This window comes from Chryseobacterium sp. D764 (assembly GCF_019317325.1).
GTDB lineage: Bacteria > Bacteroidota > Bacteroidia > Flavobacteriales > Weeksellaceae > Chryseobacterium.
In genome coordinates, this window is the sequence record NZ_CP079219.1 from 3,826,201 (window position 1) to 3,842,500 (window position 16,300).

At 41.7% G+C, this 16,300-nt stretch carries 5 protein-coding genes, 4 tRNA genes and 5 rRNA genes (1 of these 14 cut by a window edge); 13 read left to right on the forward strand and 1 reads right to left on the reverse strand.

Annotated features, from left to right (window positions below; genetic code table 11):
* Window positions 1-2 precede the first annotated feature (2 nt).
* The gene (gene metF / locus KYG33_RS17405) at window positions 3-962 is read left to right on the forward strand and encodes a methylenetetrahydrofolate reductase [NAD(P)H] (RefSeq protein WP_077413650.1); all 960 of its coding nucleotides are present in this window, start codon (window positions 3-5) and stop codon (window positions 960-962) included.
* Window positions 963-1,217: 255 nt separating this feature from the next.
* Here the strand turns inward: metF and KYG33_RS17410 are convergent, their stop codons facing one another.
* Window positions 1,218-2,369, reverse strand: a complete 1,152-nt coding sequence (locus KYG33_RS17410; RefSeq protein WP_219072132.1) for a hypothetical protein — start codon at window positions 2,367-2,369, stop codon at window positions 1,218-1,220.
* Window positions 2,370-2,470: 101 nt separating this feature from the next.
* Here KYG33_RS17410 and folE point away from each other — a divergent pair, with 101 nt between their 5' ends.
* From folE to KYG33_RS17470, 12 genes are all read left to right on the forward strand, one after another.
* Window positions 2,471-3,139, forward strand: coding sequence for a GTP cyclohydrolase I FolE (folE, locus tag KYG33_RS17415; protein WP_047376638.1), 669 nt, complete (start codon window positions 2,471-2,473; stop codon window positions 3,137-3,139).
* A gap of 3 nt (window positions 3,140-3,142) precedes the next feature.
* Complete coding sequence (locus KYG33_RS17420; RefSeq protein WP_219072133.1) at window positions 3,143-3,574, forward strand: DinB family protein; 432 nt, start codon at window positions 3,143-3,145, stop codon at window positions 3,572-3,574.
* 125 nt (window positions 3,575-3,699) lie between these two features.
* Complete coding sequence (gene cysS / locus KYG33_RS17425) at window positions 3,700-5,166, forward strand: cysteine--tRNA ligase (RefSeq protein WP_077413654.1); 1,467 nt, start codon at window positions 3,700-3,702, stop codon at window positions 5,164-5,166.
* 1,044 nt (window positions 5,167-6,210) lie between these two features.
* Window positions 6,211-7,727: ribosomal RNA gene (locus KYG33_RS17430) — 16S ribosomal RNA — on the forward strand.
* Between the two features lie 197 nt (window positions 7,728-7,924).
* Window positions 7,925-7,998 (forward strand) — tRNA-Ile (locus KYG33_RS17435).
* 82 nt (window positions 7,999-8,080) lie between these two features.
* Window positions 8,081-8,154: transfer RNA gene (locus KYG33_RS17440), tRNA-Ala, on the forward strand.
* A gap of 203 nt (window positions 8,155-8,357) precedes the next feature.
* Window positions 8,358-11,116, forward strand: a 23S ribosomal RNA gene (locus tag KYG33_RS17445).
* 143 nt (window positions 11,117-11,259) lie between these two features.
* Window positions 11,260-11,367: ribosomal RNA gene (gene rrf, locus KYG33_RS17450) — 5S ribosomal RNA — on the forward strand.
* A 1,230-nt stretch (window positions 11,368-12,597) separates the two neighbouring features.
* Window positions 12,598-14,114 (forward strand): 16S ribosomal RNA (locus tag KYG33_RS17455).
* 197 nt (window positions 14,115-14,311) lie between these two features.
* A tRNA-Ile gene (locus KYG33_RS17460) sits at window positions 14,312-14,385 on the forward strand.
* A gap of 82 nt (window positions 14,386-14,467) precedes the next feature.
* Window positions 14,468-14,541, forward strand: a tRNA-Ala gene (locus KYG33_RS17465).
* 203 nt (window positions 14,542-14,744) lie between these two features.
* Window positions 14,745-16,300: ribosomal RNA gene (locus tag KYG33_RS17470) — 23S ribosomal RNA — on the forward strand; it runs 1,203 nt beyond the window's last position.
* Together the 16S, 23S and 5S rRNA genes with 4 tRNA genes alongside form the textbook arrangement of a ribosomal RNA operon.

Consider the following 16,300-nt stretch of genomic DNA (forward strand, 5'->3'; position numbering starts at 1 on the left):
ACATGAAGATAACAGAACACATTAAAAATGCAAATGGAAAAACTTTATTCTCCTTAGAAGTTGTTCCGCCACAGAAAGGAATCGGGATTGAAGACCTCTATACGAATATAGATCCATTGATGGAATTCAAACCGCCTTTCATTGATGTTACAACATCCAGAGAAGAATATATCTATCTGGATAAAGGCAATGGACTTATGGAACGCCGTATTACGAGAATGCGTCCGGGAACCTTAGGGATTTGTGCTGCTATTCAACATAAATATAATGTAGATACGGTTCCTCATCTTCTTTGCGGAGGTTTTACAAAAGAAGAGACAGAATATCTTCTGGTAGACTGTATGTACCTCGGGATAGATAATGTAATGGCCCTAAGAGGAGATGCTATGAAAGGGCATCAGTATTTTGAGCCTACTCAGGGAGGACATCCAAGTGCCATGGATCTTGTGGATCAGATCAATAACCTGGGAAGAGGAAAATACCTTCATAACGAAGAACAGGCATGTGATGAATTGAATAAATTCTGCATCGGTGTTGCCGGATATCCGGAAAAACATATGGAGGCACCTTCCATGAATTATGATCTGAAGTGGCTGAAACAAAAAGTAGATGCCGGAGCAGATTATATTGTTACTCAAATGTTCTTTGACAATAAAAAGTATATAGAATTCGTTCAGAAAGCAAGGGAAATTGGAATTACAGTTCCGATTATTCCGGGAATAAAACCCATTGCCACAAAAAAACATTTGAAAATCCTGCCGCAGGTATTCAAAATAGATCTTCCTGAAGAGCTGATCAATGAAGTTGAAAATGCAAAGAACAATGAAGCAGTGAAGCAGATCGGAGTAGAATGGGCGATTGCCCAATGCAAAGAATTGCTGGATTTTGGAGTTCCTGTTCTGCACTTTTACTCAATGGGGAAGAGTGATAATATCAAAAAAGTAGCCGGTGAGCTATTCTAATAAAAGTACCAAAATGAAGGAACCCTGCTTTAAAAGGCAGGGTTTTTATTTTAATCAGAACCTGTACAGAATTTCTCTTAAAAATAAAATGGATTATACACTGGCTTAGAAGGAATCAATGAAGTTGATTCCACTTTCGCTCCCTCAAAAATATAACAGCCGCAAATAAAAACTTTGTGTTAATTAAACTCAAGTATCCAGGAAAAGTTATGACAATTAATAAACTTCTCTCTTCCAGCCTCCATCTTCCTTGCCCTAAAGAATTTCATGCCTCTCGAACTCCTTATTCCTGTCAAACAGATACCGGTAAGTAGCCAGCTTTCGCGTTACTGTGGTATCCAGAGTTTCAGCAATCTTAATCATTTTAGGATTAAAATCACCAATCCACTGTAGTTCTGTAATCTTAAAATCTGTATGTTTTCTCAAATGTTGAGTTCCTTCCCAAATCATATATCCGTCAATACCTTTCTTTTGCCATTCCGGAACTACACCAAAAACAAGCCCCACCATTTTCTCATTTTTCTTAAATCGTTTTAAAAATAAGAACTTGAGTTTTTCAAAAATTCCGAACTTTCCATTCAAATATTTAGCCCACTGGTTAAGGTCAGGAATATTGATCCACATCGCAATCGGTTTCTCATTTTCATATACAAACCAGGAGATATGCTCATTGATAATGGGTTTCATCGCATTGAACATTTTCAGAACCTTTGCTTCTTCCAAATGTTTTCCTTCTCCATGAGATGCCCATGCTTTATTATAAACTTCAGTAAAATCTTTTGCAAATTTCGCCAGATTATTCTTTTTCATAGGCTGAGCTGAAATGGCAGGATTTCTTCTGTTTTTTTCATGGGCAATCGTGAAGATTCGCGAAACTTCAGCAAAAACAGGTCTGGTAAAACAAAGCTGCTCAAAATAAATCTGAAATCCATAATTTTCAAAAAGATCTTTGTAGTAAGGGAAGTTGTAATTCATTCCAAACAAAGGCTCAATATACCCTTCAATGAGAAGTCCCCAGAATTTGTCCCTTTCCCCAAAATTAATTGGGCCGTCCATAGCTTCCATTCCTTTTTCCTGAAGCCAGTTCTTACAATAGTCAAAAATAAAATTGGCTGTTTCCTGATCATTGATACAGTCGAAAAAACCAATTCCCCCGGTAGGTTGCTTCTGCTCATAACAATGGTTGAAAAAAACAGCTACTTTACCCACCGTTTTGTTATTCTTTTTAAACAGAAACCTTTTACACTCTCCATTTTTAAAGAATTTATTCTTTTCAGGATCAAAAATCTCCTCAATATACTTATCTAAAGGACGGATATAATTTTTGTCGTATTTATAAAGTTGAGCAGGGAATTCCAGAAATTCCCTTTTATGGTGTTTATTTTGTACTTCCTCGACAATAATCATAGGCTTTTTAATCAGAAATGGCTATAAAAGATAATGTTTTTCACCTTATTTGAAATAGAGAAATAGATATTATCCGTATTTTTGCTGCAAATTAAATAAAAATGGTTGATTTTACTGATAACGACGATGATATTTTCACTGGAAAAGAACATACGCCTATAAGGAAAGATGCTTTTGATAAATCGCCACAGGAAAAAATAGAAAAAATTACTGAGCTTTTTGGCGAGATTATGGAAACATTGGGTATGGATATGACAGATGATTCTCTGAAAGATTCTCCCAGACGTGTTGCCAAAATGTATGTGAACGAGATTTTCGGAGGACTTCTTCCCGAAAACAAACCGGGAATTTCCACTTTTTCCAATAAATACAAATACCGCCAGATGCTGGTGGAAAAAGATATCACTGTATATTCTTTCTGTGAACATCACTTCTTACCTATCATAGGAAGAGCCCATGTTGCTTATATTTCCAATGGAGAAGTAATAGGCCTTTCAAAAATCAATAGAATTGTTGATTATTATGCGAAAAGACCACAGGTTCAGGAAAGACTTACCATGCAGATTGTAGATGCTTTGAAAGAAGCTTTGGGAACAAAAGATGTTGCTTGTATTATTGATGCAAAACACCTTTGTGTCAACTGCAGAGGGATAAAAGATACAGCAAGTTCTACTATTACTGCTGAGCTAAGTGGTATTTTCAGAACAAATCCTATTACAAGACAGGAATTCTTGCATTACGTAGGAAGCCATGCAAAACTAGATTATTAATCAATGAACTACCAAATTCTTAAAAATATTATTGATGCCGAACTTCAGAGATTTCAAAATATCCCTGAAGAAGAATGGTCATACAAAAGCTCTCAAGAAAAATGGTCTAAAAAAGAAATTATAGGCCATCTTTGTGACAGTGCTTTAACAAATATCCGTAGATTTGTCGTAACCCAATATAAAGAGAACGAAAATATCGTATATGATCAGAATATCTGGGTAAAAGCTCAGAATTATCAGAATGTTCCTACTTTGGATCTTATTGATCTGTGGAAGTCTTTGAACTATCAGATTGTTCATGTAGTAGAAAATATTCCCGATGAAGCATTACAGAGAACCTGTGATACAACCAAAACAGAATCTCAGGTTTTTACATTGGAGTTTATTATTAATGATTATGTAGATCACCTACAACATCATTTAAAAGCGATTTAATTATGATAAAATTTAAAAAAGTTTCAAATAAGATTTTTATCACAACAATTATTTGTTGTGACAAAAGTAATTTTTAACTAATTTTTGAATCTTTAAAACTATTAAATCTTTTAACTTAAAAATAAATGCAATTAAAAATATATAACTCCCTTACAGCGGAAAAAGAAATATTCAAACCTATTTTAGAAGGAAATGTCGGAATGTATGTCTGCGGACCTACAGTATACAGCAATGTGCATTTAGGAAATGTAAGAACTTTCCTTTCCTTCGATTTTATCTACCGTACCTTGACGCATTTGGGGTATAAAGTAAGATACGTAAGAAATATCACGGATGCTGGACACCTTACTGATGATGGGAATGTAGATAATGACAGATTCGTAAAGCAAACCAGACTTGAAAAACTGGAGCCTATGGAAATTGTACAGAAATATACAGTAGATTTCCATAAAGTATTGGATATGTTCAATCTTTTGCCACCCAATATCGAACCTACTGCTACAGGACATATTGTGGAGCAGATCGAATTGACTCAAAAACTTATTGAAAAAGGATTTGCCTACGAAAGCAACGGTTCAGTATACTTCGATGTATTAGAATACAACAAAAGAGGATTGAACTATGGCGAACTTTCAAAACGTAATATAGAAGAACTTTTTGCCAATACCAGAGACCTTGATGGCCAGGGAGAAAAGAAAAATCCACAGGATTTTGCTTTGTGGAAAAAAGCATCTCCAGCTCACATTATGAGATGGAATTCCCCTTGGGGAGAAGGCTTCCCGGGATGGCACCTTGAATGTACTGCAATGAGTACGAAATATTTAGGTGAAACATTTGATATCCATGGAGGAGGGATGGACCTTAAATTCCCTCACCACGAATGTGAAATTGCACAAGGAAAAGCTTGTAATGGTACAGCTCCGGTAAACTACTGGATGCATGCCAATATGTTGACGATGAATTCTCAACGTATGAGCAAATCCACTGGGAACTATATCCTTCCGATGCAGCTGGTTACAGGAGATAATGACTTCTTTGAAAAACCTTTCCACCCTTCAATTGTACGTTTCTGCTTCCTGCAGGCACACTACAGAAGTGTTCTGGATATTTCAAACGATGCAATGATAGCCAGCGAAAAAGGATTTATCAGGCTAATGGAAGCGGTGAAAGTATTGAACTCAATCACCCCTGATGATACCAAACAATCCGGTTTCAGCCTGAAAGAATGGAAAGATAAAGCATATGAAGCTTTGACTGATGATTTCAATTCACCAATCCTGATTGCTCACCTGTTTGAAGCTGTGAAATACATCTTTGCCTTGAACGATGGTAAAGAAACAATTTCAACTGCAGATCTAGAAGATTTAAAGTCAACATTGAATGCCTTTATCTTTGACGTTCTGGGATTACAGACCGTGGAAGAAAATAACAATGAAAAACTTGATCAAACTTTAAAAGTTTTAATTGAACTGAGAAATCAGGCAAGAAAATCCAAGAATTTTGACCTTTCAGATCAGATCAGAGACAAACTGCTTGCAGAAGGAATCGAATTAAAAGACGGAAGAGATGGAACATCATACGTTCTGAACTAAAAATATAACTTTATTTTATAAAACATTCCGTAGGAGTCCCACGCGTAGGATTCTTACGGAATGTTTTTTTTGGAACCATTTCGGAAAATATATCTTATCCATTATTATACAGATGATCTTTTTCAGGAGCTATTTCCTGCTATGCATTCATACTCCTCACGCCCGGGCTGTGCGATTCTCAAATCCGCCTGCTCTCCAACGCATGCTGCGGGGTACCCATTTCTATCAGGGCTAGGGGGAGGTTAATGATGAATTATGAATTCCCCCGAAATACCCTATACTAAATATACATCATCATCTGTGCAAATGCGTGATCTGTGGTTAACCAGTACTCATTCCATAAGAACGCACTATTATCCTGAGCGTAGACGAAGGGAGCCTGTTTTATAAAAGCTTCCCCTTGCACCTTTCCCCCAACCTTCCCTTTATCTTATATATATAATAGAATGTATCTTTCATTACCCCATTACTCATGATTTCTTCTCCCTCAAAGCGCTCCCTTGAATCTCCCAAACAAATGTTTAAAATTTTTCTCTCTGCGTTCCAGCGTATTAGGGTTAAATATTACGGGTGTGTAAAATTTATGTTAAATAAAGTTGTTTTGCGTTGCAATAAGTTGTTATCTTTGCCCCACTGAAAAACGAGAGTAATACAGTAGCGCAGGAGAGCTTTTAGATAAGCATAGACATTATGATACTTCAAAAAGAGGCAGACAAAAAACTTTAATTTTTTTATCAAAAAAAGTTGCGAGTTTAAAAAGAGTTTGTATCTTTGCAGTCCCAAATAAAGGGAGCGCAGGAGTAGAGTGATTAAGGTTTAGGAGAGGGATTAAGGTTACTTAAAAAACTTTAAAATTTTCTTTCAAAACATTTGGTCATTAAGAAATAAAGTTTTACTTTTGCACTCGCAAATACGGAGCGCCACTGACAGAAGAGAGTGCTTCGTTACAAAGCGAAAGATATAAAGATCATTGACATACAATATAACAACCAAGTAAGGAAAAACTAAAGCGTAAAAAAAACTTTGAGTGAGTCAGACAAACATACAATGGAGAGTTTGATCCTGGCTCAGGATGAACGCTAGCGGGAGGCCTAACACATGCAAGCCGAGCGGTATTGTTTCTTCGGAAATGAGAGAGCGGCGTACGGGTGCGGAACACGTGTGCAACCTGCCTTTATCTGGGGGATAGCCTTTCGAAAGGGAGATTAATACCCCATAATATTTAGAATGGCATCATTTTAAATTGAAAACTCCGGTGGATAGAGATGGGCACGCGCAAGATTAGATAGTTGGTGAGGTAACGGCTCACCAAGTCAACGATCTTTAGGGGGCCTGAGAGGGTGATCCCCCACACTGGTACTGAGACACGGACCAGACTCCTACGGGAGGCAGCAGTGAGGAATATTGGACAATGGGTGAGAGCCTGATCCAGCCATCCCGCGTGAAGGACGACGGCCCTATGGGTTGTAAACTTCTTTTGTATAGGGATAAACCTACCCTCGTGAGGGTAGCTGAAGGTACTATACGAATAAGCACCGGCTAACTCCGTGCCAGCAGCCGCGGTAATACGGAGGGTGCAAGCGTTATCCGGATTTATTGGGTTTAAAGGGTCCGTAGGCGGATCTGTAAGTCAGTGGTGAAATCTCACAGCTTAACTGTGAAACTGCCATTGATACTGCAGGTCTTGAGTGTTGTTGAAGTAGCTGGAATAAGTAGTGTAGCGGTGAAATGCATAGATATTACTTAGAACACCAATTGCGAAGGCAGGTTACTAAGCAACAACTGACGCTGATGGACGAAAGCGTGGGGAGCGAACAGGATTAGATACCCTGGTAGTCCACGCCGTAAACGATGCTAACTCGTTTTTGGTTTTTCGGAATCAGAGACTAAGCGAAAGTGATAAGTTAGCCACCTGGGGAGTACGTTCGCAAGAATGAAACTCAAAGGAATTGACGGGGGCCCGCACAAGCGGTGGATTATGTGGTTTAATTCGATGATACGCGAGGAACCTTACCAAGGCTTAAATGGGAAATGACAGGTTTAGAAATAGACTTTTCTTCGGACATTTTTCAAGGTGCTGCATGGTTGTCGTCAGCTCGTGCCGTGAGGTGTTAGGTTAAGTCCTGCAACGAGCGCAACCCCTGTCACTAGTTGCCATCATTAAGTTGGGGACTCTAGTGAGACTGCCTACGCAAGTAGAGAGGAAGGTGGGGATGACGTCAAATCATCACGGCCCTTACGCCTTGGGCCACACACGTAATACAATGGCCAGTACAGAGGGCAGCTACACGGTGACGTGATGCAAATCTCGAAAGCTGGTCTCAGTTCGGATTGGAGTCTGCAACTCGACTCTATGAAGCTGGAATCGCTAGTAATCGCGCATCAGCCATGGCGCGGTGAATACGTTCCCGGGCCTTGTACACACCGCCCGTCAAGCCATGGAAGTCTGGGGTACCTGAAGTCGGTGACCGTAAAAGGAGCTGCCTAGGGTAAAACAGGTAACTAGGGCTAAGTCGTAACAAGGTAGCCGTACCGGAAGGTGCGGCTGGAACATCTCATTTTAGAGCGTCGTAAGACGATAAAAAAACAAAGGTACTTAAATGTACCATGCACTTACTTCAAAGTAAAGCTTTAGTTTTTTGTTTGGTTGGTTATATTAAAAATACAACACCCACTAGAAATTAGTATAGGGAAAGAGATTGAGAAATGAAGAAGAGGAAAAGTATAACTTACTTACTCATTCCCATAACTCATATAAAGTCTCGTAGCTCAGCTGGTTAGAGCGCTACACTGATAATGTAGAGGTCGGCAGTTCGAGCCTGCCCGAGACTACTAATTAAAGCGGCTGGCAAATAGCTTATAGCTGATGGCAAAAATGCCAGAAGCCAGAAGCAAATAGCCAACAGCAACTAGAGGGGAATTAGCTCAGCTGGCTAGAGCGCCTGCCTTGCACGCAGGAGGTCAAGGGTTCGACTCCCTTATTCTCCACAGTTTTGGAAGACTGATTTAAAAGTTACGGATAGAGCCAAAAACAATATCTGTTCATCAGTTGTACAAAAAGAATTTAAGATCATTGACATTAACGGTAAAGACATCACAAAGAGATAACCGAGCACTTTCGAGTGCCGAGTTTATAAAAATATCGATAAATTAAATTTATCAAAAAATACTGAACTAATATAATTATTAGGAAAGAAATCGTTAAGGGCGTATGGCGGATGCCTAGGCTTTCAGAGGCGACGAAGGACGTGGTAAGCTGCGAAAAGCTGCGGGGATTGGCACACACGAATTGATCCGCAGATGTCCGAATGGGGCAACCCGGCTGGTTGAAGACCAGTCACCTCGTAAGAGGAGCAAACCCGGAGAACTGAAACATCTAAGTACCCGGAGGAAAAGAAATCGAAGAGATTCCGTAAGTAGTGGCGAGCGAAAGCGGATTAGCCCAAAAGCTGATATATGTTTAATAGAATGTTCTGGAAAGAACGGCCGTAGAGGGTGATAGCCCCGTATATGAAAGGCATATTTGAGTGATAAATGAGTAGGGCGGGACACGTGAAATCCTGTCTGAATATGGGGGGACCATCCTCCAAGGCTAAATACTCCTGAAAGACCGATAGTGAACAAGTACTGTGAAGGAAAGGTGAAAAGCACTTCGAATAGAAGGGTGAAATAGAACCTGAAACCGTACGCCTACAAGCGGTCGGAGCAGCATTAAGCTGTGACGGCGTGCCTTTTGCATAATGAGCCTACGAGTTAATTTTACTAGCGAGGTTAAGGTATTAAGTACCGGAGCCGGAGCGAAAGCGAGTCTGAATAGGGCGTATAGTTAGTAGGATTAGACGCGAAACCTTGTGATCTACCCATGGGCAGGTTGAAGCTCTGGTAACACAGAGTGGAGGACCGAACCGGTTGACGTTGAAAAGTCTTCGGATGACCTGTGGGTAGGGGTGAAAGGCCAATCAAACTGGGAGATAGCTCGTACTCTCCGAAATGCATTTAGGTGCAGCGTCGTATATAAGTTTATTAGAGGTAGAGCTACTGATTGGATGCGGGGGTTTCATCGCCTACCAATTCCTGACAAACTCCGAATGCTAATAAATGTTCTACGGCAGTGAGGGCATGGGTGCTAAGGTCCATGTCCGAGAGGGAAAGAACCCAGACCAACAGCTAAGGTCCCAAAATATATGTTAAGTTGAAACAACGCGGTTGGACTGCATTGACAGCTAGGATGTTGGCTTGGAAGCAGCCATTCATTTAAAGAGTGCGTAACAGCTCACTAGTCGAGCGGTCCGGCATGGATAATAATCGGGCATAAACATATTACCGAAGCTATGGATTTGTATTTTAGATACATCTGGTAGGAGAGCATTCTATTTGCGCTGAAGCAGTACTGTGAGGTATTGTGGAGCGGATAGAAAAGAAAATGTAGGCATAAGTAACGATAAAGCGGGCGAGAAACCCGCTCACCGAAAGACTAAGGTTTCCTCAGCCATGCTAATCAGCTGAGGGTTAGTCGGGACCTAACGCGAACCCGAAAGGGGTAGTGGATGGACAATGGGTTAATATTCCCATACTTGCTCACACTAAAAAGGGGACGGAGTGCCGTACTTACTGGAGACTGACGGAATAGTCAAGGCCTAGCCTTCGGGCGAAGCTGCTGTAGGGAAAGTGCTTCCAAGAAAAGCCGAAGTGAAGCAACCCGTACCAAAACCGACACAGGTAGTCGAGGAGAGAATCCTAAGGTGCTAGAGTGAATCATGGTTAAGGAACTAGGCAAAATAGTCTCGTAACTTCGGGAGAAGAGACGCCATCAGCAATGGTGGCCGCAGTAAAGAGGCCCAGGCGACTGTTTATCAAAAACACAGGACTCTGCAAAATCGAAAGATGCAGTATAGGGTCTGACACCTGCCCGGTGCTGGAAGGTTAAGGAAGGTGCTTAGGGTTAAACCGAAGGCATTGACTGAAGCCCCAGTAAACGGCGGCCGTAACTATAACGGTCCTAAGGTAGCGAAATTCCTTGTCGGGTAAGTTCCGACCTGCACGAATGGTGTAACGATCTGGGCACTGTCTCAACCATGAGCTCTGTGAAATTGTAGTATCGGTGAAGATGCCGATTACCCGCAATGGGACGAAAAGACCCTGTGAACCTTTACTATAACTTCGTATTGACTTTGAGTAAGTAATGTGTAGGATAGGTGGGAGGCTTTGAAGCTTGCACGCTAGTGTAGGTGGAGCCAACGTTGAAATACCACCCTTTACTTACTTGGAGCCTAACTTCTTAAGGGAAGGACATTGCGTGGTGGGTAGTTTGACTGGGGTGGTCGCCTCCAAAAGAGTAACGGAGGCTTTCAAAGGTACCCTCAGCACGCTTGGTAACCGTGCGTAGAGTGTAATGGCATAAGGGTGCTTGACTGTGAGACCTACAAGTCGATCAGGTGCGAAAGCAGGACATAGTGATCCGGTGGTTCCGTATGGAAGGGCCATCGCTCATAGGATAAAAGGTACTCCGGGGATAACAGGCTAGTCTCCCCCAAGAGCTCACATCGACGGGGAGGTTCGGCACCTCGATGTCGGCTCGTCACATCCTGGGGCTGGAGAAGGTCCCAAGGGTTGGGCTGTTCGCCCATTAAAGTGGCACGCGAGCTGGGTTCAGAACGTCGTGAGACAGTTCGGTCTCTATCTATTGCGGGCGTTAGATGTTTGAGAGGGCTTGATTCTAGTACGAGAGGACCGAATTGAACAAACCTCTGGTGTATCAGTTGTACCGCCAGGTGCACTGCTGAGTAGCTACGTTTGGAAGAGATAAGCACTGAAAGCATATAAGTGCGAAACTCGCCTCAAGATGAGACATCTTTTAAGGGTCGTTGGAGATGACGACGTTGATAGGCTACAGGTGTAAAGACAGTAATGTCATAGCCGAGTAGTACTAATTACCCGTAGATTTATAGCCTAATATGGCGCACGAAAGTGCAGCAAGGTTACCTCTTTGTGAAAGTTTTTATCGAAAATAACCAGGTAGCAGATGGTAGCTATTGGGAAGCAGGTAAAACCTGTATCCTTTTACCTATACCGTGCAACCTTATATACCTTCTTTAGGGTGGTTTTAGCGGTGGGGCTCACCTGTTCCCATTCCGAACACAGAAGTTAAGCCCACCAGCGCCGATGGTACTGCGAAAGCGGGAGAGTAGGCCGCCGCCAGTTTTTATTTTATTTTTAAAAAATCCTTTATCATAAGATAAAGGATTTTTTTTGCGTTATACCCAAACACCCAAACAAGCACAACCCTAAAAGATAAGTAATGAGCAATAGATATACATCATTGATACATATTCCACTCCGTAGGAGTCTATACAATACCTTTTAAATTTTATAATTAAGTAGATCTAAGATTATCAATTTATCAATCACTTAAATATTAAAACATCTATAGTATTCCTTTGAACTCTTAAGATTCTAATAAATAAGCCTTGATTCCTACGGAATGACATAATCGGAAAAAGAGATATTAGTTCGATTTAGAACTTATCATTTCTCATCCACAGTTCATACCAGAATCTCACAACTCATAATTCATAACTTACAAAACTATATAAATCTTTGCCTTTATTTTGTACATAGTATAAAGTGCCGTATTGCTTGTACACTCTAGAATCTATATAATCTACCTTCAATTTAATTTCATGTTTGAATCTTAGAACCAAATAAATTTATAGTTTGATACATTTCCAGTATGTAAATTATATTCTATAAAATTTTTGTCCGCTTTGAGGCACTGGATTAAGTATATTGCTATGATAAATGTCCCATATAAATGCAATTGCTTTTGGAGATTTACGCATTAGAATTAAATCTTATATATGTATTTTAATGATATTCATTTCTGAATACTCATTGTGGATAAGTATAAATTGTAATTAATCGTCTGAATAACATATGTATACGGAAATAGTTATCCACTTTTCGTATTTTTATGTTAAATAAAGTTGTTTTGCGTTGCAATAAGTTGTTATCTTTGCCCCACTGAAAAACGAGAGTAATACAGTAGCGCAGGAGAGCTTTTAGATAAGCATAGACATTATGATACTTCAAAAAGAGGCAGACAAAAAACTTTAATTTTTTTATCAAAAAAAGTTGCGAGTTTAAAAAGAGTTTGTATCTTTGCAGTCCCAAATAAAGGGAGCGCAGGAGTAGAGTGATTAAGGTTTAGGAGAGGGATTAAGGTTACTTAAAAAACTTTAAAATTTTCTTTCAAAACATTTGGTCATTAAGAAATAAAGTTTTACTTTTGCACTCGCAAATACGGAGCGCCACTGACAGAAGAGAGTGCTTCGTTACAAAGCGAAAGATATAAAGATCATTGACATACAATATAACAACCAAGTAAGGAAAAACTAAAGCGTAAAAAAAACTTTGAGTGAGTCAGACAAACATACAATGGAGAGTTTGATCCTGGCTCAGGATGAACGCTAGCGGGAGGCCTAACACATGCAAGCCGAGCGGTATTGTTTCTTCGGAAATGAGAGAGCGGCGTACGGGTGCGGAACACGTGTGCAACCTGCCTTTATCTGGGGGATAGCCTTTCGAAAGGGAGATTAATACCCCATAATATTTAGAATGGCATCATTTTAAATTGAAAACTCCGGTGGATAGAGATGGGCACGCGCAAGATTAGATAGTTGGTGAGGTAACGGCTCACCAAGTCAACGATCTTTAGGGGGCCTGAGAGGGTGATCCCCCACACTGGTACTGAGACACGGACCAGACTCCTACGGGAGGCAGCAGTGAGGAATATTGGACAATGGGTGAGAGCCTGATCCAGCCATCCCGCGTGAAGGACGACGGCCCTATGGGTTGTAAACTTCTTTTGTATAGGGATAAACCTACCCTCGTGAGGGTAGCTGAAGGTACTATACGAATAAGCACCGGCTAACTCCGTGCCAGCAGCCGCGGTAATACGGAGGGTGCAAGCGTTATCCGGATTTATTGGGTTTAAAGGGTCCGTAGGCGGATCTGTAAGTCAGTGGTGAAATCTCACAGCTTAACTGTGAAACTGCCATTGATACTGCAGGTCTTGAGTGTTGTTGAAGTAGCTGGAATAAGTAGTGTAGCGGTGAAATGCATAGATATTACTTAGAACACCAATTGCGAAGGCAGGTTACTAAGCAACAACTGACGCTGATGGACGAAAGCGTGGGGAGCGAACAGGATTAGATACCCTGGTAGTCCACGCCGTAAACGATGCTAACTCGTTTTTGGTTTTTCGGAATCAGAGACTAAGCGAAAGTGATAAGTTAGCCACCTGGGGAGTACGTTCGCAAGAATGAAACTCAAAGGAATTGACGGGGGCCCGCACAAGCGGTGGATTATGTGGTTTAATTCGATGATACGCGAGGAACCTTACCAAGGCTTAAATGGGAAATGACAGGTTTAGAAATAGACTTTTCTTCGGACATTTTTCAAGGTGCTGCATGGTTGTCGTCAGCTCGTGCCGTGAGGTGTTAGGTTAAGTCCTGCAACGAGCGCAACCCCTGTCACTAGTTGCCATCATTAAGTTGGGGACTCTAGTGAGACTGCCTACGCAAGTAGAGAGGAAGGTGGGGATGACGTCAAATCATCACGGCCCTTACGCCTTGGGCCACACACGTAATACAATGGCCAGTACAGAGGGCAGCTACACGGTGACGTGATGCAAATCTCGAAAGCTGGTCTCAGTTCGGATTGGAGTCTGCAACTCGACTCTATGAAGCTGGAATCGCTAGTAATCGCGCATCAGCCATGGCGCGGTGAATACGTTCCCGGGCCTTGTACACACCGCCCGTCAAGCCATGGAAGTCTGGGGTACCTGAAGTCGGTGACCGTAAAAGGAGCTGCCTAGGGTAAAACAGGTAACTAGGGCTAAGTCGTAACAAGGTAGCCGTACCGGAAGGTGCGGCTGGAACATCTCATTTTAGAGCGTCGTAAGACGATAAAAAAACAAAGGTACTTAAATGTACCATGCACTTACTTCAAAGTAAAGCTTTAGTTTTTTGTTTGGTTGGTTATATTAAAAATACAACACCCACTAGAAATTAGTATAGGGAAAGAGATTGAGAAATGAAGAAGAGGAAAAGTATAACTTACTTACTCATTCCCATAACTCATATAAAGTCTCGTAGCTCAGCTGGTTAGAGCGCTACACTGATAATGTAGAGGTCGGCAGTTCGAGCCTGCCCGAGACTACTAATTAAAGCGGCTGGCAAATAGCTTATAGCTGATGGCAAAAATGCCAGAAGCCAGAAGCAAATAGCCAACAGCAACTAGAGGGGAATTAGCTCAGCTGGCTAGAGCGCCTGCCTTGCACGCAGGAGGTCAAGGGTTCGACTCCCTTATTCTCCACAGTTTTGGAAGACTGATTTAAAAGTTACGGATAGAGCCAAAAACAATATCTGTTCATCAGTTGTACAAAAAGAATTTAAGATCATTGACATTAACGGTAAAGACATCACAAAGAGATAACCGAGCACTTTCGAGTGCCGAGTTTATAAAAATATCGATAAATTAAATTTATCAAAAAATACTGAACTAATATAATTATTAGGAAAGAAATCGTTAAGGGCGTATGGCGGATGCCTAGGCTTTCAGAGGCGACGAAGGACGTGGTAAGCTGCGAAAAGCTGCGGGGATTGGCACACACGAATTGATCCGCAGATGTCCGAATGGGGCAACCCGGCTGGTTGAAGACCAGTCACCTCGTAAGAGGAGCAAACCCGGAGAACTGAAACATCTAAGTACCCGGAGGAAAAGAAATCGAAGAGATTCCGTAAGTAGTGGCGAGCGAAAGCGGATTAGCCCAAAAGCTGATATATGTTTAATAGAATGTTCTGGAAAGAACGGCCGTAGAGGGTGATAGCCCCGTATATGAAAGGCATATTTGAGTGATAAATGAGTAGGGCGGGACACGTGAAATCCTGTCTGAATATGGGGGGACCATCCTCCAAGGCTAAATACTCCTGAAAGACCGATAGTGAACAAGTACTGTGAAGGAAAGGTGAAAAGCACTTCGAATAGAAGGGTGAAATAGAACCTGAAACCGTACGCCTACAAGCGGTCGGAGCAGCATTAAGCTGTGACGGCGTGCCTTTTGCATAATGAGCCTACGAGTTAATTTTACTAGCGAGGTTAAGGTATTAAGTACCGGAGCCGGAGCGAAAGCGAGTCTGAATAGGGCGTATAGTTAGTAGGATTAGACGCGAAACCTTGTGATCTACCCATGGGCAGGTTGAAGCTCTGGTAACACAGAGTGGAGGACCGAACCGGTTGACGTTGAAAAGTCTTCGGATGACCTGTGGGTAGGGGTGAAAGGCCAATCAAACTGGGAGATAGCTCGTACTCTCCGAAATGCATTTAGGTGCAGCGTCGTATATAAGTTTATTAGAGGTAGAGCTACTGATTGGATGCGGGGGTTTCATCGCCTACCAATTCCTGACAAACTCCGAATGCTAATAAATGTTCTACGGCAGTGAGGGCATGGGTGCTAAGGTCCATGTCCGAGAGGGAAAGAACCCAGACCAACAGCTAAGGTCCCAAAATATATGTTAAGTTGAAACAACGCGGTTGGACTGCATTGACAGCTAGGATGTTGGCTTGGAAGCAGCCATTCATTTAAAGAGTGCGTAACAGCTCACTAGTCGAGCGGTCCGGCATGGATAATAATCGGGCATAAACATATTACCGAAGCTATGGATTTGTATTTTAGATACATCTGGTAGGAGAGCATTCTATTTGCGCTGAAGCAGTACTGTGAGGTATTGTGGAGCGGATAGAAAAGAAAATGTAGGCATAAGTAACGATAAAGCGGGCGAGAAACCCGCTCACCGAAAGACTAAGGTTTCCTCAGCCATGCTAATCAGCTGAGGGTTAGTCGGGACCTAACGCGAACCCGAAAGGGGTAGTGGATGGACAATGGGTTAATATTCCCATACTTGCTCACACTAAAAAGGGGACGGAGTGCCGTACTTACTGGAGACTGACGGAATAGTCAAGGCCTAGCCTTCGGGCGAAGCTGCTGTAGGGAAAGTGCTTCCAAGAAAAGCCGAAGTGAAGCAACCCGTACCAAAACCGACACAGGTAGTCGAGGAGAGAATCCTAAGGTGCT

Excerpts from the sequence above, each read along its gene's own strand:
- KYG33_RS17410 (WP_219072132.1), bottom strand. The coding sequence starts at position 2,369 with ATGATTATTGTCGAGGAAGTACAAAATAAACACCATAAAAGGGAATTT.
- cysS (WP_077413654.1), top strand. The coding sequence starts at position 3,700 with ATGCAATTAAAAATATATAACTCCCTTACAGCGGAAAAAGAAATATTC.
- KYG33_RS17420 (WP_219072133.1), top strand. The coding sequence starts at position 3,143 with ATGAACTACCAAATTCTTAAAAATATTATTGATGCCGAACTTCAGAGA.
- folE (WP_047376638.1), top strand. The coding sequence starts at position 2,471 with ATGGTTGATTTTACTGATAACGACGATGATATTTTCACTGGAAAAGAA.
- metF (WP_077413650.1), top strand. The coding sequence starts at position 3 with ATGAAGATAACAGAACACATTAAAAATGCAAATGGAAAAACTTTATTC.